Source organism: Streptomyces sp. NPDC001220 (genome assembly GCF_053597895.1).
Genome location: NZ_JBSFJE010000002.1, coordinates 563,972 through 590,574, shown reverse-complemented (window position 1 = coordinate 590,574; position 26,603 = coordinate 563,972). Strand labels below are relative to the sequence as shown.

The 26,603-nt window shown below is 68.6% G+C and carries 23 protein-coding genes; 13 read left to right on the top strand and 10 right to left on the bottom strand.

From position 1 onward, the window contains the following. Window positions 1-3 precede the first annotated feature (3 nt). The 5 genes from ACWDGI_RS07210 to ACWDGI_RS07190 form a co-directional block, all read right to left on the bottom strand. Window positions 4-1,983, bottom strand: a complete 1,980-nt coding sequence (locus tag ACWDGI_RS07210; protein ID WP_450756199.1) for a hypothetical protein — start codon at window positions 1,981-1,983, stop codon at window positions 4-6. Further along, window positions 1,980-2,999, bottom strand: coding sequence for a PD-(D/E)XK motif protein (locus ACWDGI_RS07205; protein ID WP_450756197.1), 1,020 nt, complete (start codon window positions 2,997-2,999; stop codon window positions 1,980-1,982). Before ACWDGI_RS07205 ends, ACWDGI_RS07210 begins: the two co-directional genes overlap by 4 nt. Then, window positions 2,996-5,545 (bottom strand): Z1 domain-containing protein, encoded by a 2,550-nt coding sequence (locus tag ACWDGI_RS07200; protein ID WP_450756195.1) that lies wholly within the window; start codon window positions 5,543-5,545, stop codon window positions 2,996-2,998. The genes ACWDGI_RS07205 and ACWDGI_RS07200 overlap by 4 nt, the downstream gene beginning before the upstream one ends. 149 nt (window positions 5,546-5,694) lie before the next feature. Beyond that, window positions 5,695-6,135 (bottom strand): very short patch repair endonuclease, encoded by a 441-nt coding sequence (locus tag ACWDGI_RS07195; protein ID WP_450756517.1) that lies wholly within the window; start codon window positions 6,133-6,135, stop codon window positions 5,695-5,697. 407 nt (window positions 6,136-6,542) lie between these two features. Next, window positions 6,543-7,553, bottom strand: a complete 1,011-nt coding sequence (locus tag ACWDGI_RS07190; RefSeq protein ID WP_450756193.1) for a hypothetical protein — start codon at window positions 7,551-7,553, stop codon at window positions 6,543-6,545. A gap of 77 nt (window positions 7,554-7,630) precedes the next feature. Between ACWDGI_RS07190 and ACWDGI_RS07185 the strand changes: the two genes are divergently transcribed. Next, entirely contained in the window at window positions 7,631-7,921 is a 291-nt protein-coding gene (locus tag ACWDGI_RS07185) for a DUF1905 domain-containing protein (protein ID WP_450756191.1), read from the top strand. Window positions 7,922-7,972: 51 nt separating this feature from the next. On the opposite strand, the gene ACWDGI_RS07180 is transcribed toward ACWDGI_RS07185, so the two are convergent. Continuing rightward, window positions 7,973-9,445, bottom strand: a complete 1,473-nt coding sequence (locus ACWDGI_RS07180; protein WP_450756189.1) for a beta-1,6-galactanase — start codon at window positions 9,443-9,445, stop codon at window positions 7,973-7,975. A gap of 270 nt (window positions 9,446-9,715) precedes the next feature. After that, window positions 9,716-10,282 carry a dihydrofolate reductase family protein gene (locus tag ACWDGI_RS07175; protein WP_450756187.1) on the bottom strand — a complete coding sequence of 189 codons (567 nt, stop codon included), beginning with the start codon at window positions 10,280-10,282 and terminating at the stop codon, window positions 9,716-9,718. A gap of 325 nt (window positions 10,283-10,607) precedes the next feature. On the opposite strand from ACWDGI_RS07175, the gene ACWDGI_RS07170 reads away from it, so the two are divergent. The 5 genes from ACWDGI_RS07170 (at window position 10,608) to ACWDGI_RS07150 (ending at window position 17,409) form a co-directional block, all read left to right on the top strand. Next, entirely contained in the window at window positions 10,608-11,381 is a 774-nt protein-coding gene (locus tag ACWDGI_RS07170; protein ID WP_450756185.1) for a class E sortase, read from the top strand. Window positions 11,382-11,491: 110 nt separating this feature from the next. Continuing rightward, the gene (locus ACWDGI_RS07165; protein WP_450756183.1) at window positions 11,492-11,803 is read left to right on the top strand and encodes a hypothetical protein; all 312 of its coding nucleotides are present in this window, start codon (window positions 11,492-11,494) and stop codon (window positions 11,801-11,803) included. A gap of 7 nt (window positions 11,804-11,810) precedes the next feature. After that, complete coding sequence (locus tag ACWDGI_RS07160) at window positions 11,811-16,160, top strand: DUF6531 domain-containing protein (protein ID WP_450756181.1); 4,350 nt, start codon at window positions 11,811-11,813, stop codon at window positions 16,158-16,160. A 17-nt stretch (window positions 16,161-16,177) separates the two neighbouring features. Further along, the gene (locus tag ACWDGI_RS07155; protein WP_450756515.1) at window positions 16,178-16,978 is read left to right on the top strand and encodes a colicin immunity domain-containing protein; all 801 of its coding nucleotides are present in this window, start codon (window positions 16,178-16,180) and stop codon (window positions 16,976-16,978) included. 56 nt (window positions 16,979-17,034) lie between these two features. Further along, window positions 17,035-17,409: a hypothetical protein gene (locus ACWDGI_RS07150; protein ID WP_450756179.1), complete on the top strand. Its 375-nt coding sequence runs from the start codon at window positions 17,035-17,037 to the stop codon at window positions 17,407-17,409. 18 nt (window positions 17,410-17,427) lie between these two features. On the opposite strand, the gene ACWDGI_RS07145 is transcribed toward ACWDGI_RS07150, so the two are convergent. Continuing rightward, complete coding sequence (locus ACWDGI_RS07145) at window positions 17,428-18,843, bottom strand: MFS transporter (protein WP_450756177.1); 1,416 nt, start codon at window positions 18,841-18,843, stop codon at window positions 17,428-17,430. A gap of 67 nt (window positions 18,844-18,910) precedes the next feature. Between ACWDGI_RS07145 and ACWDGI_RS07140 the strand changes: the two genes are divergently transcribed. The 4 genes from ACWDGI_RS07140 to ACWDGI_RS07125 all read left to right on the top strand — a co-directional run bounded on the left by ACWDGI_RS07140 (window position 18,911) and on the right by ACWDGI_RS07125 (window position 21,587). After that, window positions 18,911-19,438: a winged helix-turn-helix transcriptional regulator gene (locus tag ACWDGI_RS07140; RefSeq protein ID WP_450756175.1), complete on the top strand. Its 528-nt coding sequence runs from the start codon at window positions 18,911-18,913 to the stop codon at window positions 19,436-19,438. Between the two features lie 32 nt (window positions 19,439-19,470). Beyond that, window positions 19,471-19,791, top strand: coding sequence for a DUF6412 domain-containing protein (locus ACWDGI_RS07135; RefSeq protein ID WP_450756173.1), 321 nt, complete (start codon window positions 19,471-19,473; stop codon window positions 19,789-19,791). A 98-nt stretch (window positions 19,792-19,889) separates the two neighbouring features. Continuing rightward, complete coding sequence (locus ACWDGI_RS07130) at window positions 19,890-20,600, top strand: YidC/Oxa1 family membrane protein insertase (RefSeq protein WP_450756171.1); 711 nt, start codon at window positions 19,890-19,892, stop codon at window positions 20,598-20,600. 129 nt (window positions 20,601-20,729) lie between these two features. After that, entirely contained in the window at window positions 20,730-21,587 is an 858-nt protein-coding gene (locus ACWDGI_RS07125) for a fumarylacetoacetate hydrolase family protein (protein WP_450756169.1), read from the top strand. 108 nt (window positions 21,588-21,695) lie between these two features. On the opposite strand, the gene ACWDGI_RS07120 is transcribed toward ACWDGI_RS07125, so the two are convergent. Beyond that, window positions 21,696-22,196: a heme-degrading domain-containing protein gene (locus tag ACWDGI_RS07120; protein WP_450756167.1), complete on the bottom strand. Its 501-nt coding sequence runs from the start codon at window positions 22,194-22,196 to the stop codon at window positions 21,696-21,698. After that, window positions 22,196-23,266, bottom strand: coding sequence for a Gfo/Idh/MocA family protein (locus ACWDGI_RS07115; protein WP_450756166.1), 1,071 nt, complete (start codon window positions 23,264-23,266; stop codon window positions 22,196-22,198). Before ACWDGI_RS07115 ends, ACWDGI_RS07120 begins: the two co-directional genes overlap by 1 nt. 48 nt (window positions 23,267-23,314) lie before the next feature. Here ACWDGI_RS07115 and ACWDGI_RS07110 point away from each other — a divergent pair, with 48 nt between their 5' ends. The 3 genes from ACWDGI_RS07110 to ACWDGI_RS07100 all read left to right on the top strand — a co-directional run bounded on the left by ACWDGI_RS07110 (window position 23,315) and on the right by ACWDGI_RS07100 (window position 26,524). Continuing rightward, entirely contained in the window at window positions 23,315-24,433 is a 1,119-nt protein-coding gene (locus ACWDGI_RS07110) for an ROK family transcriptional regulator (protein ID WP_450756164.1), read from the top strand. A gap of 123 nt (window positions 24,434-24,556) precedes the next feature. Then, window positions 24,557-25,480, top strand: coding sequence for a hypothetical protein (locus tag ACWDGI_RS07105; RefSeq protein ID WP_450756162.1), 924 nt, complete (start codon window positions 24,557-24,559; stop codon window positions 25,478-25,480). 288 nt (window positions 25,481-25,768) lie between these two features. Further along, the gene (locus ACWDGI_RS07100) at window positions 25,769-26,524 is read left to right on the top strand and encodes a GntR family transcriptional regulator (RefSeq protein WP_450756160.1); all 756 of its coding nucleotides are present in this window, start codon (window positions 25,769-25,771) and stop codon (window positions 26,522-26,524) included. Window positions 26,525-26,603: the final 79 nt, after the last annotated feature.

Here is a 26,603-nt window from a genome sequence, read left to right as displayed (position 1 = left end):
GAGTCATACTGTCCTCACGGCCTCGACCTTGATGCCGATCTCGGTCACGGTGTCGGGCGCAGGCCGCACCAATGCACGCCAGACCGACTCGCCGCCTTCCACCAAGTAGGGATCCCGAGTGTGGAGCCGCCCGGTCTCATCCTCCCAACCGATCAGTTCGGGCATGCTTGCTCCGATGGGCGGATCAGTCTCTCGGGCACCAGTTCCGGGCAAAGTGATTGCGAGGTCGATGTAGAGGCGTTGAGGGCCGGGCACGGGCAGTCGGAATTCTTGAATCAACACGGAAATGTCTCCGCGATCATCGAAGTACGGGTCACCGAGATATTGCACTCGCGGGCGGCGACGCACGCCACTGTGGGCGCCGTCGACCGACGAGCTCGGAAAGGGCTGGTCTCCACTCGGCAGTCCACCCTCCTCGGAGGTAGATTCACCTGCTGCCTCGCTCGTGACTCGTGAATCGGTGGTCGGACGGCCGGGTGCCCGGGAAGTGGTGACGTCGTGGGTCTCTGTCGGCCTGGTTGAGCCTGCAGCCATGATTTGCGGCTTGGAATAGGCGGTGGCGCCACCGATTCCCCAGGCGCCCCCCACAAGTCCCGAGAAGAGTGAACTGGCAGCTCCGAGCGCGACTTGGGTTGCTCCGGGGCGTGCAGTACCGCTCAAGGAGAGCAGTTGTTCCAGGGCTTCACTGATCCGTCGATACGTTGTCTGCACATAGGTGCTCTCGGGCCTGTCGAGCGACTGTGGATTCCATGCGTCGTGGGTGGGTGGCTCGGCCTTGGCGTACACCTCGTCCATGGATTCGTCGGCCCTGAACACTCCCGCGTAACCTTGATTTGTGCTCGGTGGCTTGGGCCCGGGGTGGTAGGTGACGACGAGTTCAGCAGGTCGCATCAGGCAGACATGATGGATCAGGTCGTCGATGTCCAGCATGAGCGAGGCGCGTGTTGGCTCGAGTGTTGGCATGATGCGCTTCACCAGCCCGAGTCGTCCCAGATATTTTCTAGGCTTGAGGCATTCGAGATCAATTCCGGCTGCACCGAGCATGGCCTCGTAGGCCGCGACGAACATATTGAGGGGACGAGTGGAACGTGGATCGGGTACGAGGTGCTGTACACCGTCGCAGACTACGGAGAAATTCATGGCAGGTGGGTCACCCGCAGTGGAGATCATTTTGGGCCAGAGATGCCAGGAAATGGTGTCACTCAGATAGTCCGCGGCTTGGGCCGGTTCAAGGTCGTCCAGGTTGGGGTCAACCACGGCAACGGTCGTTCCGGTCTCCTCCGGTCCGAACGCCCTCAGGCCGAGACGCTGAGCCACGGCTTCCGCTTCTTCACCCACCAAGGGTTCAACGACACTCCCCGCGGCGTCGCCCCACCAGTGCCTACCCGTGTACCGGCGATCGCCATCGGGGTAACTTTTCCAGAGCGCACAACCGATGAGTCGGGTTTCGTACGTTCCCACACGGGTCCGACAGCGGGAATGAACGATTACGGTGCCGGGCTTGGACAGCAGGTAGAAAATTCCCTTGCCGAAGCCGTAAGTGCCGCCGCCGAATGCCTTGTCGCGTGGCTCGCCGATGTTTCGGATGAACGAGACGAAGTCCCGGTCAGGGCCTACAGCGTTGTCTGCGCGCGTCGGACCGCCGAGACCACGGGTACCGCGATCGGACACGGCGAGCACGCGGATCGGGCCCCGCTTGAGTGTGTCGCGCAACGGAAAGTTCTCGGCGATGCTGGGCGCCCCTGCGAGAAGGAGCTCTCGCCATGCGGCAGTGTGTGCCGGTCCGACCGTCCACATGTCGATTCGGTAGTCCACGGGGCCTTGCGACTGCGTGAGGCGGGCGTCCCAGCTGTTCTGTGCGGACTCACGCACCAGGATGGTGAGGAGATCCAGTTCGGGCCGGCCGAGTTGATTGCGAATGCCCTCGGCGGCGCTCGCGCCCTCAGGAGGGTAGGGCTGGGAGAACCAGCGGGGGGCCGTCACGCAGACTCCTGAGTCATACGGTCGATCATTCGCGACACGGTCTCGGTTGTCATCGGCGCCGGTGCTTCTCCGGAAAGCTCGATGGTGTACTCAACGTCGAGCACAGAAATCGGCACACCTGCCTCAGTGAGTGACCTGGCGGTCAGAGATGGGAAGCCAGTCGCCACTTCGTACCAGCGTTCTTCATCGATGACGAAACGGACGTCGCGATATCGGTCGGCATCACCGGGCCGGTAACCAGCCTCGGCGAAGAGTGCGAGAAGTGCGCTCTCGTCGTCGGCGGAGCTAAGGGTTCGTTCGAGTAGTTCCAGGAAGCCGAGACCCCCTGATGTGGTTCGGTCCAGGCGAAACCAGGTCAGACACAGCAGTCCACCTTCGGGGGCATCGAGTTGGTCGAGCCCGTGGACCCGCAAGCGTCGCCCTTCGTTCTTTGTACTCGTCTTTACTTCGACAGCCAGGTGCCCATTTGAGAAGTCGTGACGGTGACCTTCCGGCCCGTGCCAGAGTCGGTGTGCGCTGGAATCCAGACGCAAGAGCCGGTCGAGTACGAGCAGTTCGCCGAAGAGACCCGCGAGCTGTGCCGGCCCGAGCACATCACCCTGTGGTTGGAACAGCGCCTTCCAACGGTCAAGAACCTGGTAGAGAGCCTTGACAGGGGCGCCGGAGGCCTTCTCCGTCGCGCTCAAGATTTCAGCACACAACTCCGTGAAGAGATCGTTCAAGTCCGAGCGTAGGCAGGCGAGGTCGGCGTACGTTTGATACGTCTCATCATCTTCCAGCGGGCGTTTGCGTAGTTGGAGGACGGGACCATTGAGAGTTGAACGTACCTTCAGGTGCGAGGGGACGGGTATCAGAACGTGACGGCATCCGTCGTGATCGACAGCGGCCACCAATGCACCCTGCCCTGTCGTCACTGGAAGTTGCGAGACGCGGAGGCGGCCCTCGCCACTGGCTGGAGCAGCCTCCAGTGCGGTCCAGTGTTCGTCTACGATTCTCCGGAAAGCGTCGCTGGTCACGCCTCCTCGCCCTCGAGGAGGCTGAAGTCCTCGTCTTCCAAAGGCACACCGGACAGGTTTGCGGATATGTATTTCTCTACGGTGCTGTCCCCATGTTGCGGATTCGGGAAGACGAGTCCGACGCCGATTACGTCTTCCTCTGCGTTCAGAGGGGCACGCAACTTTTTTCCTGGAGCGGGCTCGGACGTCTTGTCGATCGGATAAAGAACCAGGAGGCCTGCGTCCGGGAGCTGGACACGACGCTCGTCAATAATTCCCTTCTCAGTGAGCTTCGCCGTGTCCCCTGCCAGGTCCACGGCTGCGTCGCGGCGGCTCATGAGCGTCTTGATGTCGGCGAAGTCCGGGGTGGGCGTGGTTGTGGCCACGCGACTGCGGAGGTTGCGCCCGACGGACACCCCAGGGGCGAACTCGTAGGGATCGCCGGCAGAGCTCCCGACGATCGCAATGTTCCACCGGCGCAGGGAACCGGCGCTGACTCGTTTACGGATATAGCCGCTGATCAGTTCCGCGTCGTTCTCGGGTGATTTCTCGTGGAACTTGTACGACGCAAGGAAGTCAATCACGACGTCGTACGGCACGTCGCGGAGGACATAGCGCTCCTCCGAAGAGCGATCTTCTACTCGCACAGCATGCACCAAGGCTGCAGCGACGAGATCGCGCGCTGCGGCGGAGTTTCCACGGAGCCAGTCCGTGTTCGTGTGGAAGTAGTGAGTCTGAACCCTCTTCCCTGCGTACGAGGACGCGGCAGTGACCGCATCGCGCATCTTGGCGGCCGCAGTCACGCGAAGGGCCGGGTGGGTTCGTAGGCGCACGGCGAAGGTTAGAGGTGTCTCGGCCTCGGTGATGTATATATCGATGTCGCGGCGCATCTCGGTCTCGACCGTGGCAAGGTGCCGGAACCACTCGGCGAGTTCGTCGGTCATCCATATGCGGGGGAGATCAGCGTAGCCGTTCCGGAAGCCGAACCATCGCCCCATCTGGAGGAGGGTGTCGTAGGCGGAGACGGCACGCACGAAGTAGCTCACAGACAGGCCTTCGAGCGTGAGACCGCGAGAGAGGGTGTTGCCTCCGACGGCTATCGCGACGACTGGGCCGTTCTCGTAGTCGAGACGAGCCTCACTGCTGGAGTTGTCCATGACGATGCGGCAACTGCGGAGCGCACCGGGAAGTTCGGGCAACAGATCGTCGAACGAGATCTTCTTCTCGCCGAAGTCCTCGGCAGGGACACGTGCCGTCTCTTCGTCCCAAAGATCACGCAGTCTTGAGAGGAAGACCGCGTCGGTCAGGGTCTCCGCGGCCCGATTCAGCAGGCGCTGCAGTGGACGCTCAAAACTGTTGTGGACAGACGTGTTGACACTTGTGTGGATCAACATCGTGTTGTGCGGATTGCCAGTACGGCGGACGCGGCGCGCAGCCGTCACGAGCCAGAAATACTCGACGGCTCGGCGGAGTGTGTCGGTGATGACGGGCTCGAATCCCTCGACGTCGGCCTTTGTCTCCGGGCGGACGCATGGAACGTCGCCCTCTGGCACGGACCGGATCATGTCGTGGCCGTCGTCTACCTGGGCGGGATCTTCCCCGTCCAGTGCATAGCGACCAAAGAGGACTTCTGTGCCGAAGTGCCCTTCCGGCTTTGGTAGATTGACGACGAAGTCCCGCGGATAGAGATCCTCTGCGCTCGGATCGATCAGAAGGTTGGCGAACGGCGACGCCGTGTATCCGACATAGGCGGAACGCGGCAGGCTCTTCATCATGCTGAGGATCAACGGGTTGATGGACTTCGTCGCGACCGTGGCTTGGTCTGCCTCGTCATCAATGATCAGTGCCGGGCAGTCCTTCAGGTAGTCCGTTGCCTTGTCGAGCCACACGGCGAGTTTGCGCAGTACAGTCGCATTCTTCTTCACGACGCAGAGTACGTGCGTCTTGTTGCTGTTGCCGAAGTACGAGGCCGGATTCGCCGTAGGGGTGAAATCCTTGTCGAGGTCGGTCAGTTGGGACCACAGTGAGGGGTTGGGTTCCACGAGCTGCTGTACCAGACGGGCCTGAGTCTGGCGGCGAAGACCGTTGTGGATGCCCGCGAGCACAATGAACAGTTTGTACCCCCGGTCGGCGGCCTTGGCCATGACCGAGGTGAAGTTCGTGGTCTTGCCGGATTGGACGTAGCCGACTACGAGACCTCGTGTGGAGAAAGCCTTCTCCTTCGGGTGGTTCAGGAGCGAGACGACTCGAGTGGAGGAATCGTCCAGCTTCCTGATCGCAGTGTTCTTGGGCCACCCGTCCTTGAGCAGCAGATCCTCGATCGCGGGCCAGCACTTGTCTTTGGGCTGCGGTCCCGTGTACCAGGTGTCCCGGTTGCCAAGGACAACGGCGTGGGGCTCTTGGAGTTCCTTGATGCGTATCGTCTGCTGCTCGTGCCGATCCCGGATCTGCTGGATGACGTCCGAACGGACTCCCATGAGCTCCAGTCGCTTCACGGCCTCTGACGGCGGAAAGGCGTCCAAGATCGCCTTGAACGTCTCATACATGTCATCGAATTCGTCGGTCACAGGCCTCGACCGCCCCCGCTCTCGTTCGTCACGCTGACCGCGGTTGGAGCTCTGGCGTTGCCAGACGTCCCCGAGGCGCAGGTCGGCTCCCCGCTTACACAACTCCTACACAATAGGAGGTGCGCTGGTTGTTGATAAGTGAATCAGAGTCACGATTGTTTATCAGCGCCGTCGCTCTCGGTGAGATCGGATGCGCGAGGGAGCGTACGGGGGACTGCTTGAGCGGAGGCCAAAAGGGCTGCGATGCGGTGGGCCACGTCCGCAGGGGACTCGTGTTCCCAGAAGCGCAGGACCGTCCACCCCTCGACGGTGAGGTGCTTGGTCGTCTCAAGATCCCGGGCCATGTTCTTGTCGAGCTTCGTGCGCCACCATGCTGCGTTGGCCTTCGGCTGCGTCGCATGCTCGGGGCAGCCGTGCCAGAAGCAACCGTCCAGGAAGATCGCGACCTTGGCCCTACCGAAAACAATGTCGATCGTGCGGCGGGGCATGCCGGGGACCGGCACGTTCACCCGGTAACGAAGCCCCGCTGCGTGGAGGAGCTTCCGGACGGCGACCTCGGGGGCCGTGTCGCGAGACCCTTGGCGGCTCATGCGAGCGGAAACGCTGGGAGAGGGCGGGGTGACATCTGACACGAAAGCATTTTGCCGGCGATGAGGCAACCGTGTGCAGGGGGGAGAGGCCTTGTTGCCGGTCGGCAAGGAGTACCCCGTGTCGAAGGCCGGGGCCGCCCGCTTCTTTTTCAGTGTCGTGCCTCCGCGACCCGCCTCAAGGGCGCTCCCGCTCCGCTGCGCTCCGCGTCCGCGTCGGCTGCGCCGATGGCCCTTCGGGCCACCCTTGACCCGGGCCGCTCCAGCACGGGGTGGAAGCGAGCGGGCGGCCCGGGGAAAGTGGGCGGCTTGCCTGGGTGGGCCCTGGGCGGGGTGCGATCGCGGCCGGGGTTGGGGCGCGTCGGGTGGGCGGGGGCACGCCGGGTCGTCTCAGCGGGTGCGGAGGTGGGTTACGAACCGTGGCAGGCCTCGTACTGCTGGGTTTCGCCGCACCAGCACTCCGACGTCCGCTGCGGCGGCCAAGCCACCGCTCGCCCCCGCGCCGCCAGCGTCGTCGCGTACTGGGGGAGCAGGGTCGTGTCGGACGGGGACGAGCCCTCCGAGGCCGCGAAGGCCTCGTACGACGGGACCGTGGCCGTCACGATGCCCAGGTTCGCCGTGCCGGAGGCTGAGAGTTCGCGGAGGGAGGACTCTATGGTCGAGAGGTGTTCGGGGTGGGACGGGTACTCCGTGGACAGGTCCGGGTAGGCCGACAGGAGTTCCGTCAGTTCCTGCGCCGGCCAGTGCAGGACCGCTACCGGGAAGGGGCGGGAGAGGGCCTCGCGGTAGGTGCCGAGTTCCGCTCGGAGGCGGGAGATCTCCGCTTCCAGTTCCGCGGGGTTGTCCGAGCCGAGGGACCAGACACGCTTCGGGTCGTGGAGTTCGTCCAGGGAGATCGAGGACGAGTGGAGGGTGTCCGCGCGGGCGTCCCAGTCGTCGTGGGGGAGGCCCAGCATGCGGCGGACCCGGTGGCGGCCGATCAGCACCGGGTGCGTGGCGTAGGGGGGTTCCGCCACGTCCGTGAGGAGAAGGGTCGCCGCCTCCGTGAACGTGTCGTGCGCCGCTTCCAGCTCGTCGTGGGATTCCAGGGATTCGGCGATGATCACCCAGGGGGCCGGGTCCCGGGGGGACGCGGTGCGGATGCCGTCGATGATCGCGCGCGCCTCGGCCTCGTGGTCGTACTCCCACAGGTTCGACGCCTTCAGGGCGCGGACCAGTGGTGCGTTCTCCAGGGTGTCCGGGGTGGAGAGCAGGCGGTCGTAGAGCGCGGTCGCGGCGGGGCGGGCGTCGGACAGTTCCAGGTGGGCCGCGGCCTGGAGCAACAGGGCCTCGGCGTCCTCGGGGTACAGGCCGGCGGTCCGCTCCAGGCGTGCCGCTTCGGCGGAGTGGTCGACGTTCTCGGCAGGCGTGTCGGGGCGCATGAACGACACGGTACTGCCCGGCGGTGACAAAGAAGAGATACAGATGGGGGGCAGTCGGTTGCGAGGGGAGTCGTTCCGTGGAGTTCGCGTTCGGTGGGTGTGTCGTCGAGTGGCGGGGGCCTGCTCCCTACTACTTCGTGCCGGTGCCCGAGGAGGAGTCCGAGGAGATCCGGGCCGTCGCCGCCATGGCCTCGTACGGGTGGGGAGTCGTTCCCGTCGAGGCGACCGTGGGCGGGGTGGTCTTCGAGACTTCGCTGTTCCCGAAGGACGGCGGGTATCTGCTGCCGCTCAAGAGCGCGGTGCGCAGGCCGGAGGGGTTGGCGGCGGGGGACGAGGTGAGTGTGGAGATGCGCGTTCGGTTGCAGTAGTGGTGCCGGGGGCACCGTGGGTGGGCCGCGTGCCCCCGGCACCGGGTGCTTCTAGATCGTCACGCCGTCGATCTGCAGGGTCTGTACCGCCTTCGCCGGGACCGACACCGCCACCGTCTTTCCCGAGACGTACGTGTCCGAGTACGCCTTGTACGCGTCCCCGCCCGTCGTCACCGTGTTCCAGCGCGGGACCAGGCCGCCGGAGCCGCCGGTCACCGTGGTGAAGCCGGAGAGGTTGAAGGTGAAGGTCTGGGCGGAGGTGGCGGTGTTGAGGGCGACTATCACCAGGCGCTTCGCCGAGCTGTCGTAGGCCGCCACGGCATTGCTCACGCCCGTGTCGAGGATCTTCATCCCCGGGCGGATGTGACGGCTGAACTGCGCCATGACGTAGTACTTGGTGGTGACCGCCCCTGCCGCCAGGGTGTTCGCGTCGTACGCGATCATCGCCCAGTTCGAGGACGGGTCCATGACCTGCCAGTAGACCCAGGCGGTGGGGTGCAGCCAGCGGAAGTCGTAGAGGAGGTTGAAGGCGAGGGTGTAGCCGGTGCCGTCGTTGTCGCCGGTCTCGGAGTTCCAGAGGGCCTTGCCGGCCGTGGTGACGACGTCCGTGTAGAGGAGGTCGCGGCGGCCGCCCGAGCCCTGGTAGCCGTGGACGTTCACGCGGTCCACGTAGCCCTTGGTGGTGGCGGAGAAGGAGCTCCAGGTGGTGCGGGCCAGGTCGTAGCTCGTCTCGTCCGAGGCCGAGATCTTGGTGGTGGTCAGGCCCCGGCTGTTCAACTCGCTTCTCAGATAGGGAAGTACGGCTGCCTGGACCGTCGAGTCGATGTGGCAGCCCTCCTGGGTGCCGGTCGCCGTCCACCAGGAGGACGAGGGCTCGTTGAAGGCCTCGACCGTCGCGAAGTTCACGCCCCAGTTGTTCTTGGCGTACGACGCCACCGAGGCCAGGTGGGAGGCGTGCTGGCGGTAGTTCCAGGACTGGAGGTTGTTGCCGCCGTCGGAGGCGCCGGACGGGTTGTGGTTGTAACACATCCACCACATGGGGGAGTTGGCGAAGAGTTCGGCCGTCGCGCCGCGGTTCACCGCCTTCACGAGCATCGCGCGCTGGGTGGCGTCCGCGGTCCAGTGCCAGGCCGAGGAGGTGGGGTCCTCGTTGTTCCAGTCCTGCCAGTAGCCCTCGATCTGCTTGAACGCGGGGATGTTCGCGGAGGCGACCATCGATTCGCCGTTCACGCTGTTCCAGCTGCATCCGCCCAGGTTGTAGCGGGCGATGTTCAGGCCGAGGCCGGGGAGCGAAGTGCTGTTGTACGTCGTCGACTTGGTGGTGAAGAAGATGTCGGCGAAGTCGTCGCGGGCGCCGAAGACGTTCGCCCACCAGGCCAGTGAGGTGCCCCAGCCCTCCCAGGTGCTGTACGACGTCGACGGGCTGACGGCGATGGTCGCGTCGGCGCGGGCCGTGCCGGTGGCCAGGGCGCTGCCCAGGAGGCCGCCTCCCGCGGCGGCCAGGAGTGTTCTGCGTCGGATCATGGCTGTTTCTCAACCTCTCCGTTGCGGCTCAAGCGCCGGTTCCCGGACCGGCGTTGACTCGTCCCCCCGCATGCCATGACGAAGCATCGGGTGTGGCGTGTGAGGTTGTCGAGGGTTGCGACAGCGGTTTCTAAAACCCATGAAGGAAGTGATCGTGGGGAGAGGGAGGAGCGGTGCGGGGTCTCGCGGCCGGTGTCGTGATCTCACGGGCCGTGTCGTACCGATGTCGTGTACGACACGATCACGAGACCAGCGCGTGGGTACTGCTGCTCAGCGCCTCGTCTCGTACCTGGTCAGGACCACGCCGCCGGGAAACGTCCGCGTCTCCACCAGGTTCAGGTTCACCCAGCTGTCCAGCGCGGTGAAGAACGGCGTGCCGCCGCCCACCAGGACCGGCGCGGTGGCCAGCACGTACTCGTCGATCAGCCCGGCCCGCATGGCCGCCCCGGCGAGCGTCGCGCCGCCGATGTCCATCGGACCGCCGTCCTCGGCCTTGAGCCGGGTGATCTCGGCGACCGCGTCGCCGGTGACCAGGCGGGTGTTCCAGTCGACCTTGTCGATCGTCGAGGAGAACACCACCTTCGACATGTCCCGCCAGCGGCGCGCGAACTCGATCTCCGCCGCGGTGGCGCCCGGCTGCTGGTCGCCGGTCGGCCAGTAGGAGCTCATCGTCCGCCACAGCTTGCGCCCGTACAGCGACAGGTCGGTCGCCTGCAACTGGTCGGACCAGAACTGGAACAGCTCGTCGCTCGGCGGTCCGCTCCAGCCGATGTCGTCGCCGGGCGCGGCGATGTAGCCGTCCAGGGCCAGGTTCATCCCGTAGATCAGTTTCCGCATGACGCCAGCCTTCCGTGAGTCGGTCTCACGCGTACAGACCGGCGCGGCGCGGGAATCTCATCGGTGCGCGATGGCGCCGATCTGAGACCGATCTCGGGTGACATCGCGGGAGACGACAGAGAACCAGCAGGTCACAGAAGATCGACCTGTCATCGGAGGCGAGACCCTGCGAGCGGGAACCCCTACGGCTCTGGTGACTTGGCGGCGTTCGCCTTATCGTGCGGTGCCGGCTGGGTGTCGGTGCCGGCTGGGTGTCGGTACCGGCGGCGCGTCGGTACCGGCCGCGCGTCGGTACCGGCTGGGGTCGGTGGGAGGTGCGTGCGCGGTGCGAGTCGTGGGGCACGGCGACCGGCGGTGGCGGGCCAGGCGCCGGCGGGTGCTGTGGAGCGGGGGCGAACTCCTCGTCACTGTGGGCGTGGTGCTCATGCTCCTCGTCGTGCACCAGCTGTGGTGGACCAACCGGGAGGCGAAGCAGGGGGCCGAGCGGAAGGTGGAGGCGCTGGAGCGGGAGTGGGGGGACTCCGGCGGGTCCGGGGACCTGGGCGGCGAAGCGAAGGGCGACTCCGGTACGACCGGCTCCTCGTCGTCGTCCGCCCGTTCCGGCGCCGGCCGGCGGCAGTCGTCGTACACCACCCGGGTCGTCGCCTCCCAGGCCTACGCGATCCTCGTCATCCCCCGGCTCGGCCTCCGTGTCCCGGTCGCGGAGGGCGTCAGCAAGCCGAACGTGCTCAACCACGGGTACGTCGGTCACTACCCCGGCACCCAACAGCCGGGCCAGGCGGGCAACTTCGCGCTCGCCGGGCACCGGAACACGCACGGGGAGCCGTTCCGGTACCTTCCACGGCTCCGGCGCGAGGACACCATCGAGGTCGAGACCAAGGCGGCGACCTACACGTACACCGTGGACCAGATCCTGCCGCAGACCTCGTCCCGTGACTCCGGGGTCATCCGGGCCGTACCGCGGTCGATCGTGAAGCCGTCGTACGGGTACCGGGAGCCCGGCTACTACATCACCCTCACCACCTGCACGCCCGAGTTCACCTCGCGGTACCGGATGGCGGTGTGGGGGAAGCTGGTGTCGGTGCGGCCGCGGGGGTAGCCCGCTCGCGGTCTTTGCCGTCCCTTGGTTCTGTCCATACCTTCCGCATAACCGCCCTCCATAGTCTCTTGGGTTGGCATGTGCACAGCGTGAATACGGGGGTGGGTGGCATGTCGGACCTGAAGAAAGAAGCCGCGTCCATGCACAAGGCGGCCTCGGGGCTGCGTGGCGTGGGGCATCACACGGCGAAGCCGTTGCAGCAGTTCGAGGCGCAGTCCCATGACCTGGGTGCGCTGGGTGCGCTGGGCTCGCTGCTGGGGGCGAAGGGTGAGATAGAGCAGGGCATGACCACCCTGGCCAAGCTCACCAAACAGTTGGGTGAGGAGTGGGACGCGGAGGCGAAGCTGATCGGCGAGGTGTCCGACGCCTTCGATCTGCTGGACGTGCTGATCGCGGCCGCGGCCCAGGGCGAGAAGGGCTGATCCGGGCGTGGTCGACCTCAACCCCTTGCACTACATCAGCAAGTTCAACCACATGTTCGGCGACTCGGTCGCCAGTGGTCTTGAGTTCCTGGGCATCTCGGATCCGGCGGTGGACCCGGACGGGGTGCGGGAGATCGCGAAGAAGTGGCGGAGTCTGGCCTCGGGACTGGACGACGCGGCCACGGCCGCCGAGCGGTCGCTGCGGGGCGTGGAGTGGGAGGGCAAGACCGCCAAGGCGTTCGACAAGCGTTCCAAGGCGGCCCGCAAGCAGGCCACCGAGATGGCGCACGCGCTGCGTGAGGGCGCGAAGGCGCTGGACGACTTCGCGGACAAGGCACACGAGTTGCTGTCCGAGATCGGCGTGATGCTCGCGGAGATCGTCGAGTTCGAGATCGCGGGACTGGCGCTGTCGGTGCTGACCGCGGGCGCCTCGGACGTGGCCGCCACCCTGATGGCGGGCGAGCGGGCGCTGAAGGTGGTGGCGCTGGTCGGGCGGATCGAGGAGGAGGGCACCGCCCTCGGGACCGCCGTGCGCGGGATCATGGAGGTCATCCGGGGGGTGGAGCGGGCGCTGAAGGCGCTCAAGGAGATCCGCGGGGTCGCCGAGGTGGCCAAGCTGGCCAAGCAGGGCGCGACCTTCTCCGCGTTCACCACGCTGCTGGAGGATCCGGGCGCGTTCAAGGACCCGGAGAAGCTGGCGGGCATCCTCGCCGAGGGCGCGCTGATGGGCGTCGGGTTCGGGGTGCTGGGCAAGGCGCTGGGCAAGGGGTTGAAGGCGCTCAAGCCCTCCGAACTCGCCAAGCTGAGCAAGGCATTGAAGCTGGACGGCTCCGGCTTGTCCCGGTTGAAGCTTCGGCCCGATGAGTGGGAGAAACTGCCGGCCGGCATCCGCAATGCCTTGAAGGAATGCGAGCGCGACCCGATCGACGTGGCCACGGGCGACATGCTGCTGCCCCAGGTGGACGTCGACCTGCCGGGTGCTCTGCCGCTGGTCCTGGAGCGCACGCACCTTTCCTCTTACCGGTGGGGTGGCTGGTTCGGTCCCTCCTGGGCATCCACGCTCGACCAGCGTCTCCAGGCCGATGACGAGGGAGTCGTCTACACGACCTTCGACGGGGCCCGGCTGGTCTACCCGCTGCCCGACCCCGAGAGCGAAGGTCCCGTCTTCCCTGAGTTCGGCCCGAGACTGCCCTTGACCTGGGACCACGCCATCGACGGTGCCCTGCGCGTGGCTGATCCGGACAGTGGGCTGAGTTACGTGTTCCACAGCCCACGCCCCACGGATGACGACGAAGCGGTCGATCTGCCCCTCCAGATGATCGTCGACCGCAACGGACAGCACATCACTGTGCACTATGCGGCTGACGGCACACCGACCGCGGTCGTCCATTCCGGCGGCCACCACATTGCCCTCGACCGCCATCCAAGCCTGCCCCGCATCAGCCGACTCCGTCTGGTGGACAACGAGCGCATCGACGGCCAGGGCACTGTCCTGGTCTCCTACGGCTACAACGAGGACGGCCATCTGTCGGAGGTCACGAACTCCTCCGGAACGCCACTTCGCTTCACTTACGACGACGCCGGACGGGTCACCTCCTGGACCGACCGCAACAGGACCGCCTACACGTATGTCTACGACGAGCGGGGCCGGGTGGTTCGCACCGAGGGCAGTGACGGCTTCCTGGCCGGGACGTTCGACTACGACGAACACACCCGCACCACGACCGTCACCGACTCGCTCGGACACGTCACACGCTACGAGCACAACGAGGCACACCGCCTCCTCCGCAAAACCGATTCCCTCGGCCACGTCACCCATCAGGAATGGGATGCCGGGTACCGGCTCGCCGCGATCACCGATTCTCTGGGTCGCACCACCCGCTATGCGTACGACGAGCAGGGGCAGCCGGTCTCCGTCGTCCGTCCGGACGGCCACGCGACCTACGTCGCCTACAACGACCTGGGCCTGCCCCTGCGGGTGACCACCCCGGCCGGCGCCGTCTGGCAGTACGAGTACGACGGGCACGGCAACCGCACAGCCGCCGTCGACCCGTCCGGCGCCGCCACCCGCTACACGTACGACAGAGCAGGACACCTCACCTCCGTCACCGACCCGCTCGGCCACACCACACGGGTCCGCAGCAACCGCGCTGGGCTGCCCGTCGAGATCACCGATCCGGTCGGAGCGGTGACCCGCTATGCACGCGACGCCTTGGGCCATCCCGTCACCATCACCGACCCGCTCGGCCAGGCAACACATCTTGAGTGGACAGCCGAAGGCCACCTCACACGCCGGACCGATCACGTCGGGGCCACCGAATCGTGGACCTACGACGGCGAAGGCAACTGCACCAGCCACACCAATGCGGCAGGTGCCGTCTCCCGTTTCGAGTACACCCACTTCGACCTTGTGGCGGCCCGGACCGGCCCCGACGGCGCTCGCTACGAGTTCACGCACGACACGGAGCTGCGGCTCGCCAAGGTCACCAACCCCCAGGGGCTGACCTGGAGTTACTCCTACGACCAGGCCGGGCGTCCGACCTCGGAGACAGACTTCGACGGCCGCACCGTCACCTACACCCACGACGTGGCGGACCGGCTGACCTCCCGCACCAACCCACTCGGCCAGACAGTCGACTACGAGTACGACGTCCTGGACCAGGTCAGCCGCAAGGACGCTGACGGGACGGTCACCACCTTCACCTACGACCTCTCGGGTCAGCTCGTCGAGGCGGCAACCCCGGAAGCGGCCCTCTCGCTGCGCCGCGACGTCCTGGGGCGGCCGACAGCCGAGACCTTGAACGGACGTACCACCACGTACAGCTACGACAGATTGGGGCGCCGTGCGACCCGCACCACGCCCAGTGGCGCGACGAGCTCGTGGACCTACGACGCCGCAGGCCGCCCCACAGAGCTCACGACCGCGGGCCGGACCCTCAGTTTTGCCCATGACGCTGCGGGCCGCGAGATCACCCGGCGTCTGAGCGATGCGCTGACCATTGCGAGCGTCTTCGACGGCCTCGGCCGTCTCAGCGAGCAGTCGGTTACGGGTGCTGAGGGCCGGCTGCTACAGCGGCGCGCCTACGCTTACAGCCTCGGCGGTGACATCGTCCGTCTCGATGACCAGATCAGAGGCATCCGTCACTTCGGCCTCGACCCCGTCGGCCGTGTCACCACCGTCACCGCGGACGGCTGGAGCGAAAACTACGCCTATGACACGGCGGGCAATCAGGTCGCCGCCTCGTGGCCGGACACCCACCCCGGTGGAGACGCGATCGGGCCGCGCACCTACAGCGGCACCGCCATCACCCGTGCCGGAAACGTCCGTTACGAACACGATGCGGCCGGCCGTATCACCCTGCGTCACAAGACACGTCTGTCCCGTAAGCCGGACAACTGGCGCTACACCTGGGACGCCGAAGACCGGCTCACGTCGGTCACCACACCGGACGGCACGGTCTGGCGGTACATCTACGATCCCCTCGGCCGCCGCACCGCGAAGCTGCGCATGGCTCCGGACGGCGCGACGATCACCGAACAGATCACGTACGCGTGGGACGACACGACTCTCTGTGAACAGACCACGGTGTCAGAGGCGCGCCCTCATCCCGTCACTCTCACCTGGCACCACGACGGTCGGACTCCCCTCGCCCAGGTCGAGCGCATCACCGCAGCCGACGCGCCACAACACGAAATCGACTCCCGCTTCTTCACCATCGTCACCGACCTCGTCGGCACTCCCACCGAACTCGTCGACGAGCACGGCACGATCGCCTGGCACACCCTCACCACCCTGTGGGGATCGACGGCATGGAACCGCGACGCCACCGGGTACACACCACTGCGCTTCCCGGGGCAGTACCACGACCCTGAGACCGGCCTCCACTACAACTACTTCCGCCACTACGACCCCGAGACCGGCCGCTACCTCACACCTGACCCTCTCGGACTGACGCCGTCCCCCAACCCCGTCAGCTACGTCCACAACCCCCTCACCTGGACCGACCCTCTCGGACTCGCGCCATGTCCCAAGGCTCTCTGGGAGCAGAAGGCCGACTTCAGCAGCCAGAAGGTGCTGAGCAAGAAGTTCGACAAACACGCCGGAGACTTCGGCGTCACCGGCAATCGCAGCGGACAGACAATGAAGCAGTTCACACAGAACATGAGAAGCCACATACTCGCCGGCGACACGAAGATCTACCGCTTCAACTACCGGAACCAGGGTCAGGCCGTCGGGTTCATAGATCCGGGAACGAAGAAGATGGTCATGCTGCACACCGACGGAAAATTCTGGTCAGCATGGAAACTGGGCGACAAACAGTTCCAGAGCATCATTGACAAGGGATTCCTGACATAGAACGCCACGTGACGAACATGAAGAACCGTGACCTGATCCAGACGGTCCTGTCCGCTGACGGGGACTTCAGCAGCGACTGGCTGGCTTCCGCAGGCGGCAAAGTCGTCGTGCCCCTCCCCGTGCACGCCGGTCTGAGCCGCCCTACAGCTCTGCGCGTCGTGGCCGGCGCGCGGGAAGCAGGAGCCATGGCCGTCCTCGCCGCCTCGCTCGCCCCCGAGCGCCGCGACATCCAGGTGACGGAAGCCCCTCTCAGCACGGACGAACTTCTGGCTCTCGCTTCCCGCATGCAGGAGGGCTCCGAACTACTCCTGGCGGCCGACAATCTCCACGGCGCATTGCTGCCCAAGGCCGGGTACGCACTCCTCGCGGGGACGGCGCAGTTCATGCGCGGCGCGCTGTCCGAGGGCCCCGACAAGGCCAAGGCCGATTTCGGGCGGTACGCCCGGACGACACGGTCCGAACAACCGCACATCGTGGGAGTGGCTGCTGACTTCCCCCCACTGACCAGGGCATGGAAGTCCCCCGCCGACATCCCTGTGGACAGCCACACGGGACGGCAACTGACGCTGATGCGGGCACTCCTGGAGGATGCCGTCGACGGACCGGCCTATGCCCGCCAGTGGCTTGCCGAACGCCGCAACGCCATGGAAGCAGGAGAGCGTGTGAGCGACGCGATCGCCGGCGCGCTGGACGAGGTCTTCTACGCGCTGGAGGACTACACCATCGACCCGAGCCTCCGGGACGATGACGACCTGACCGACGGAGAACTGCGACAACACGTGGCGAATGCTCTGAGGCGACTTCGCGCTCTCAACTGAGACCAGGCAAGGATGGTCCACCGCTGTCCGGCCGACGGCTCCGGCAAACGCCGGCCGTGGAGATCCTTCGGGAGAAGGCCGCCGCAGGTGGTTTCATCGACGGCGACCCTGTTGTACGCGGTGGTGACGAGGAGCCGGGTGGCGTGGCTCCCGGCTGGAAGGTGGGCGGCTTCGCGCGCTGGGGTGTGACGGGTCACCAGGAGCTGGTCTGTTCCTGCGGCAGCCCCATGGAACTGCTCCTCGCCGTCGGCTCGGTGGAGTGGGAAGGGGTGCGGGGCAGCTGGAGGCCGCTCGAAGACGTCACCTCGGCCGGTGCCGAAGGAGCCGCTGCCAGGACTCCCAGGCGGGTGGTGGTCGGGCGAGGTGGCTCGCTCCTCGTCTTCGTGTGCTCGGCCGACCCCGCGCACGAACACCGCGTCAGCCTTCAGTGAGGTGCGCCGGCCCTCCGGTCAGCTCCGCTCCCGCACCCCCAGCACCGCCCCCGCCGCCAGCAGGGCCAGTCCCGCCGACACCGTGAGGGCGATGTTCGCGCCGTGGCCCGGGCCGCCGGCCGACGAGGTCACGATGGCGATCGTCAGGGCGACGCCCGCGCAGGAGCCGATGTAGCGGAAGGTCTGCTGGGCGCCGGAGCCCATGGCGGCGCGGGCGACCGGGACCGACTCGACCGAGAGCAGGGGCAGGGCGGCGTTCAGGAGGCCGCTGCCGATGCCGCCCAGGACCAGGCCGGGCAGCAGGCGTTGCCAGGAGCCCGAGTCGATGGCGCCGAGCATGGTCAGGACGCCGGCCGCGTGGAGGGTGAAGCCGACCGCCAGCTGCCGGCGGGGCGGGACGCGGCCGGCCAGGCGCTTGGCCTGGAGCGCCACCGTGAAGGACAGGCCCGACCAGAGCAGGAACAGCCACGCCGTGTCCAGCGGGGTCAGGCCGAGCACCTGCTGGAACAGGACTGGCAGGAAGCTGAAGAGGCCGATCACCGCGAAGCCCGTGAACAGGCCGCCGGCGGAGGAGGCCAGGAAGCTCGGGCGGCGCAGCAGGCCCAGGTCGATCATGGGGGTCGTGGTGCGGCGCTCCACCAGGGCGAAGACGGCCATGAGGACCACCGCGGCCAGGAACAGCAGGCCCACCTCGGGCCGCAGCCAGCCGTCACGGCCCAGGGTGAGCGCGGCCACCAGGGAGACCAGGGCCAGGCCGAAGGTGAGGGCGCCCAGGATGTCGGGGCGGCCGCCTCTCGGGGACCGGGACTCGGTGAGCGCCCGTGGTGACAGGGCCGCCAGCAGCAGCGTCACCGCGGCCAGGACGGCGTAGGCCACCCGCCAGTTGGGCAGCACGGCTGCCAGCAGCGGGCCCGTCGCGATACCGCCGCTGACGAAGGCGCCCCACACGCCCGTGGCGTGCAGCCGGCCGCGTGGGCTCGGGAAGGCGTGCACCAGCAGGCCGAGGCTGCTCGCCAGGATCGCCGCGCTGGCCGCGCCCTGGGCGACACGGGCCAGCGTGAACAGCCAGGTGGAGTCGGTCAGTGCGCCGAGGGCGGTGGTGATGCCCAGCGTCAGCGTGCCGAGCAGGAAGACCCGGCGGCGGCCGAAGTCGTCGGCGAGGCTGCCGGCCACCAGGAGGAGGGCGGCCAGGCCGAGCGGGGTGCCGTTGATCAGCCAGGCCTGGGCGGAGAGCGGGGTGTGCAGGTCGGCCGCGGTGTCCCGGAGGGTGACCACGGGCGCGGTGTACGTCATCAGGCTCACGGCGGTGGCCGCGCTGGTCAGGGCCAGGGTGGCGCGGGCCTGGGGCGTCGTGTCGGGGTGGGCTGCCGCGGGCCGGTGCCCGGCACTCGGCGCTTCCACCCCGGTGAGGGTTCGTTCATTGAACTCAGCCATGATGGTACCGTAGCACGGTAGGTTCGATGATTGAACCTAGATTTGGGGAGCTGACTAAGGTGGTCCCATGGCACTGGGCAAGGACTATGTGACGCAGGAGTGCTCGATCGCCCGCTCGCTGGAGGTCGTCGGCGAGCGCTGGACGCTGCTCGTCATCCGCGACGCGCTCTACGGCGTCCGGCGCTACAACGACTTCCTCGTCCACCTCGGCATCCCGCGCGCCGTCCTGTCGGCCCGCCTCAGGACGCTCACCGAGGAGGGCATCCTGGAGAAGCGCCGCTACCAGGAGTCGCCGCCCCGGGACGAGTACGTCATCACCGAGCGCGGGACCGAGCTGTGGCCCGCCCTGCGCGCCCTCGCCGTGTGGGGGCGCGAGCACCTCATGGACCGCCGGCTGCGGTACTTCCGGCACGCGGAGTGCGGCACCGAACTGGGTTCGTACGGCGAATGTCCCGCCTGCGGAACCGTCGTGCCCGTCGCCGACGTTCTCGTTACGCCGGGACCGGGGCTCGACCCGGACCCGGCGGATCCGGTCAGCCGGGCGCTGCTGAAGCCCAAGAGGCTCCTGGAGCCGCTGGAAACCGATCATGTATAAACGGCAGTGACCACAGGGAGGGGGGAGCGGACATGCGCGTGAACAGCCGTTGGATGCTGCCGCCCCGTCCTGCCGCCGTCCTGCTGCTTCTCCTGCTCGACCTCCTGCTGCTCGACTCCGGCAGCCTCTTCACCACCGTCGCCCTCGCCGCGACCGCCGCCGTCGGCTCGGCCCTCGCCGTCGCCGCCTTCCGCGCCGCGCGCTCCGCACCCGCCGTGCCGCCCACCCGGGTCCGTACGGCGATACGCGACCGGGCCCGGCGTACCGCCTTCCTGCCGCAACGCGACCCGGACGCCAGGGGCCGCAGCCGCCCCCGAGCCCCCGGGCACGCCCTCCAGGCGACCACCGCGTAGGACATCCCTCGCACCCTTCCGGGTGTCCTCGCGCGGGTCGTCATGCCGTCCCACCTCTTCACCCACGGCACGACGAGACCCCCGGAGGGCTCCCACCCATGTCCGTTTTCGCTGCCCTGGTCGAGCAACTCGCCGACCTGCTCCAGCCGTTCTTCCACGCCTCCGCGGCCGCCGCCGCGATCGTCCTGTTCACCGCACTCGTACGACTGCTCGTGCACCCCCTGTCCCGTGCCGCCGCCCGTGGCCAGCGCGCCCGGGCCGCGCTCCAGCCGAGGATCGCGGAGCTGAGGAAGAAGCACGGGAAGGACCAGCAGGCGCTGCAGAAGGCCGTGCTGGAACTGCACGCGGAGGAGAAGGTGTCCCCGCTGTCCGGCTGCCTGCCCGGACTGCTGCAACTGCCCGCGTTCTTCCTCCTGTACCACCTCTTCTCCAACTCCACGATCGGCGGCCATGACAACGGTCTGCTGAACCACTCGTTGCTGGGTGCCCCGCTCGGCGGCCGGGGAGTCGACGTCCTCGGCAACGGCTTCTGGGGTGCCGGGCCGGTCTATCTGGGGCTGTTCGTCCTTGTCGCCGCCGTCGCCACCTTCACCTTCCTGCGCACCAGGCGGGCGGCGGCGGGGGCGGGGACGGCCGTGAGCGGAGCGGAAGGCGAGCAGCTGCCGGGTCTGGGCGCGGTCACCAAGGTCACGCCGTACCTGTCGTACCTCACGCTGTGCACCGTGGCCGTGGTGCCGCTGGCCGCCGCGCTGTACGTGGTGACCAGTACGACGTGGAGTGCCGTCGAGCGCGCCGTGCTGTATCGATGAGGGCGGGCGTACGGTCCAGTACGTGAACAGGGTATTGCCCGCTGCACCCGCATCTCAGAGGATCGACCAGTCCTCCGATGGCTGCACCCATCGGCCGGGCGCCCGCTATCAAGGGAGATGGTGACGACCATGAAGCTGCTGCGAGTCGGTACGGCAGGAGCGGAGCGGCCCGCTCTGCTCGACACCGAGGGGGTCCTGCGGGACCTGTCGGGGATCGTCGACGACATCGACGGAGCCCTGCTCGCCGACGGGGCCGCCCTCGGGCGGGTCCGGGCCGCGGCCGACGCCGGCGAACTGCCCGCGCTCGACGCGAACGGGCTGCGGATCGGGCCGCCGCTGGGGCGGATCGGCAAGATCGTGTGCATCGGGCTCAACTACCACGACCACGCCCGCGAGACCGGGGCCGAGCCGCCGGCCGAGCCGGTGATCTTCTTCAAGGCCGCGGACACGGTCGTGGGGCCGAACGACACGGTGCTGGTCCCCCGCGGGTCCGTGAAGACCGACTGGGAGGTCGAGCTCGCGGTCGTCATCGGGCGTACGGCCCGTTATCTGGCCGACGACGAGGACCCGCTGGCGTACGTCGCCGGGTACGCCGTCGCCCACGACGTGTCCGAGCGGGAGTTCCAGATCGAGCGGGGCGGGACCTGGGACAAGGGGAAGAACTGCGAGACGTTCAACCCCCTCGGGCCGTGGCTGGTCACGGCGGACGAGGTCGGGGATCCGCAGGAACTGCCGCTGAAGCTCTGGGTCAACGGGGAGCTGAAGCAGGACGGGACCACCGGCGAGCAGATCTTCTCGGTCGCGGAAGTCGTGCGGTACGTCAGCCAGTTCATGGTGCTGTACCCCGGGGACGTCATCAACACGGGGACTCCGGCGGGGGTTGCGCTGGGGGCGCCCGAGCCGAAGCCGTACCTGCGGGGCGGTGACGTGGTGGAGCTGGAGATCAGCGGGCTTGGCCGTCAGCGCCAAGAGTTCAAAGACGCCTGAGGGGCGAGGGGGGGCTCTGCGCGGGCGGGTGCGGCTCCGTCGTGGTTGCTCGCGCAGTTCCTCCCCCAGCCTTCGGCCGGGGGTACCCCCAGCGCCCCTTTTCGTCGGCTACGCCTCCAGAAATCGCTCCAGCGCCTCCACCACGAAGCGGTGGTCCTGGAGTTGGGGGAGGCCGGAGACCGTCACCGAGCCGATCACGCCCGCGTTCTCCACGGTGATCGGGAAGGAGCCGCCGTGGGCCGCGTACGCGTCGGGGTCCAGGCGGGAGGACTCCTCGAACGTCGTGCCCTTGGCCCGGAAGCGGGCTCCCACCAGGTAGGACGCGGAGCCGTAGCGTTCCACCACCCGGCGCTTGCGGGTGATCCAGGCGTCGTTGTCGGGGGTGGAGCCGGGCAGCGCCGCGTGGAAGAGCTGCTGGCCGGCGCGGTGGATGTCGATGGCCACCGGGGCCTGCCGCTCCCGTGCCATCTCCACCAGCAGGGAGCCGAGGGCCCACGCGTCGTCGTAGGTGAACTGCCGGAAGACCAGAAGGCGTTCCTGCTTCTCCAGTTCGTCCACCGACGGGGTGAGTTCGGGGGTGGACCTGGGGGTGATCTGCGGGTGGTGCATCAGAGGGTCACCGTCACCTTGTCTCGCGCCGAGCGGCGGGCTGCTTCCAGTACGTCCAGGGCGGCGGCCGCCTCCAGCGCGGTCACCGGGTTGGGGCCCTCGCCCCGCAGCGCCCCGGCCACGGCCGCGTAGTACGCGGGATAGTCGCCGGGCAGGGTCGGCACGGCACGGCCGCCGCCGGTGACCGGGGACTCGCCGGCGCCGATCCTGCCGTACAGGGACTCCGGCTCGACACCCCAGCCGGCGCCCGGGCGTTCGCCTTCGCGCAGTGCCGCCTCCTGCGGGTCCAGGCCGTACTTGACGTAACCCGCCTTCGAGCCCAGCACCCGGAAGCGCGGGCCGAGCTGGGCCGCCGTCGCCGAGGCGTAGAGGTGGGAGCGGACACCGCTCGCGTGGGTGACGGCGATGAAGGTGTCGTCGTCGGTCTCGGCGCCGGACCGGCGGATCACCGACTCGGCGTACACCTCGGTGGCCGGACCGAAGAGGACCAGGGCCTGGTCGACGACATGGCTGCCGAGGTCGTAGAGGAGACCTCCGATCTCTGCCGGGTCGCCGGACTCGCGCCAGCCGCCCTTGGGCTGCGGGCGCCAGCGCTCGAAGCGGGACTCGAAGCGCCAGGGGTCGCCGAGTTCGCCCTGCTCGAGGAGGCTGCGCAGGGTCAGGAAGTCGTTGTCCCAGCGGCGGTTCTGGAAGACCGAGAGCAGCAGGCCGCGCTCCTCGGCGAGGGCGGCCAGTTCGCGCGCCTCGGCCGCGGTGCCGGCCACCGGCTTGTCGACCACGACCGGCAGGCCCGCCTTGAGCGCGGTCGCCGCCAGCGGGACGTGTGTCTTGTTCGGGGAGGCGATGACGACCAGGTCGAGCTCGTCGGCGCGGTCGAACAGCTCGTCGGGGCCGGCGACGGTCCGGACCTCGGGGAACTCGGCCTTCGCCTGCGCCTGCCGCTCGGGGTTCGAGGTGACCACCGTGTCCAGGGCGAGGCCCTCGGTGGCGGCGATCAGGGGGGCGTGGAAGACGGATCCGGCGAGGCCGTAGCCGATGAGGCCGACGCGGAGGGGAGTGGCAGCTGTCATGCCTCCCACTTTGGCAACGCTGTTGCCAAAGTGCAAGCGGCAGGGAGAATGAGTGGCGTGAACAGGACGAGAAGCGGACGACCGGGCGCGGCCGGCGCGAATCTGCTCGCCGTGCGCAGTCACAACACCGCGCTGGTGCTGGACCTGCTGCGCACGGCGGGGGAGGACGGCATCAGCCGGCTCGAACTGGCCGAGCGCACCGGGCTCACCCCGCAGGCGGTCAGCAAGATCACCGCACGGCTGCGCGAGGAGGGCCTCGCGGCGCAGGCCGGGCGGCGCGCGTCCACCGGGGGCAAGCCGGCCACCGTGCTGCGCCTGGTGCCGGAGGCCGCGCACGCGGTGGGGCTGCAGCTCGACCGGGACGAGCTGCGTGCCGTCCTGGTCGACCTCGACGGCACGGTCGTCGGCGAACGGCAGGGGGCACTGGACCTGGGCGCGGGGGCGGCGGCCGTGCTGGGGGCCGCCGCCGAGCTGGTCGGCGAGCTGCGTGAGGAGGTGCCCGAAGAGGTCCTCGGGGTCGGCGTCGCGGCGCCCGGGCCGCTCGACCACGTCCACGGTGTGCTGCACCGGGTCACCGGATTCCCGGAGTGGGACGGCTTCCCGCTGCGGGACGCGCTCGCGGAGCGGCTCGGGGTGCCGGTCGTCGTCGACAAGGACAGCAACGCGGCCGCCCTCGGACTCGCCGTCGGCGGCGAGAGCGGCTCCTTCGCCTATCTGCACCTCGGTACGGGCCTCGGCGCCGGACTGGTGATCGGCGACAGCGTGCACCGGGGGGCGCGGACCGGGGCGGGGGAGTTCGGGCACCAGGTCATCCAGCTGGACGGCCCTCCGTGCCACTGCGGCAACCGGGGCTGCATCGAGGCGCTGTGCCTGGCCGCGGTGGGTCGCGCGGACCCGGACGAGGCGGCACGGGTGCTGGGCGCCGGGGCCGCGAACCTGGCCGCGCTGCTCGACATCGACCTCGTGCTGCTCGGCGGCCGCACGGTCGCGGCCGCCCCGGAGACCTTCGTCCACGGCGTCGCCGCCGTCCTCGACGCCCGCGCCCGCCGGGAGGGCAGCCTGGGGACGACCGTCCCCGTCCGGCTCGCCCCCGGCAGCGACCGGCGGGTCGCGGAGGGCGCGGCCCAACTGCTGCTCGCCCCACTCTTCGGCCGCGCGGACGGGTGACCGCGGGGGGCTGGCCAGGGACGCCAGGTTGCCGTCGGCAGGGGGCTGATCGGGCGGAGTCGGTGTGCCCTCGCGGAGTGGCACCGGTCCGGTCCCGGTGTTGCCCGGCATGATCACATGATCATGCGACTGAGCACGTCCCTGTCCCTCTGCGTGGCCGCAGCCGCCGTTCTCGCCCCCGTGCCGTCGGCGACCGCCGCGCCTTTGTCGTCGTCGGAGACCACCGCCCCCGCCGACGCCTCCTGTGCGGGCGCCGACGAGCAGGGCTTCCCCCTCGCCACCCGCATCCACGACGGCCCCACGTCCTACGATGCCGGCGGCGGCTACGGCACCTGGTACCTGGACCTCACCAACACCACCGGCCGTACCTGCACCGACGTCCACCCGGTCGTCGTCCTCGTCGACGACAAACGGGCCCTCAAGCCGTCCCAGGCCGAGCTGGAGTTCTACGACGGCCCGCGCACCCGTCCGGTCCCCCTGACGGAGACCGACGAGTCCGAGCTGGTCGGCGTGTTCGACGGGGACGGCTTCCCGGGGCTCACGGTGGCGCCCGGAGCGACCGTCTCGGTCAAGGTCAGACTCGCCGTCACCTCCGACACCGGGCCGAACGCGGTCACGGCCAACGCGGCCGTCGTGCAGCGGCGGGGGTCGGACGGCGACTGGGTGGGGGAGTCGAACGACTACCGCTTCGGCATCGGCGGCGAACCGCCGCCCGCGAGCGTCGCCCCCGCCGTGCCCTCCATCGGTGCGGAGGTCGGCCCTGGGATCTCCCCAGGCGCCTCGCCGGGGACTTCCGCGGGGACCAGTCCGGACGCCAGCCCCGGCAGCAGCCCCCAGGCCACTCCGGGGCCGACCCCTGGGGTCACCCCGGAGGGCACCTCCACCGCCTCCCCGGGCAGCGCCCTGCCCTACGCCGCGGAGGCCGGGGAACGCGCCCGCGAGCTGGCCGGCACCGGCCTCGGCGCGACCCACGGGCTGCTCGCGGCCGCCGTCACCCTGCTCGCCGTAGGGGCCAGCGCGTTCCTGCTGGCCCGCAGACGGTGGTGAGCGGAGATCCACGCCCCCTCGACCCCTGGTCCGGCGCCCCCGGCCCCTCGACCCCTGGTCCGGCGCCCCCCGGCCCCACGGCCCCTGGTCCGGCGCCCCCCGGCCCCACGGCCCCTGGTCCGGCACCCCCCGGCCCCACGGCCCCTGGTCCGGCACCCCCCTGCCCCACGGCCCCTGGTCCGACGCCCCCTTACCCCACGACCTCCGGTCCGGCACCCCCCGGCCCCACGACCTCCGGTCCGGCGCCCCCTCTCCGGCGATGAACGCGCCGTCTGCGACCATCCCTCCGTGGACTACCCGAACGACCAGGCCCCCGGCGCCCCCGTCCGCTCCGGCATCCCGGAGCACGGCCGTATCCCGAAGTACTACGCGGTGAAGGCGCGGATCGACCGTCTCGTCGGCGATCTCGGGGAGGGCCATGTCATCCCCACCGAGCGCGATCTGTCGGAGGCGTACGGCGTCGCCCGCGAGACCGTACGGCAGGCGCTGCGCGAGCTGGTGCTGGAGGGCAAGCTGCGCCGGCAGGGGCGTGGCACGGTCGTCGCCGGACCCAAGCTGGAGCAGCCGCTCTCCCTCGCCAGCTACACCGAAGGCGTACGGCGGCAGGGGCGTACCCCCGGCCGTGGCCTGGTCACGCTCGACCGCTTCCCCTGCCCGTCCGCGCTCGCCGCCGAGACCGGCCTCGAACGCGGCGAGCCCGTCTGGCACCTGGAGCGCGTGCTGCTCGCCGACGACGAACGGGTCGGCCTGGAGAGTACTTACGTCGCCGTGGCCCGGGTGCCGCAGCTCGACACCGACTTCGAGCCCGATTCCTCCTTCTACGGCTACCTGCACGAGAAGGGCATCGAATTCGGGGACGCCGACGAGCGCATCGAGACCGTGCTGGCCACCCCGCGCGAGGCCCTGCTCATCGGCACCCCGCCGGCCCTGCCGATGCTGCTGATCCACCGGGTCTCGAGGGACACCGAGGGGCGGCCGCTGGAGCGGGTGCGGTCGCTGTACCGGGGGGACCGGTTCTCGTTCACGGCCCATCTGCGCGGCTGAAAAGTATCGATTCAGCCCGCTTTCGACCCGCTTTGAATATCACGAAGAGGTAACGGGTCTAGCCCAAACGTGATGACCA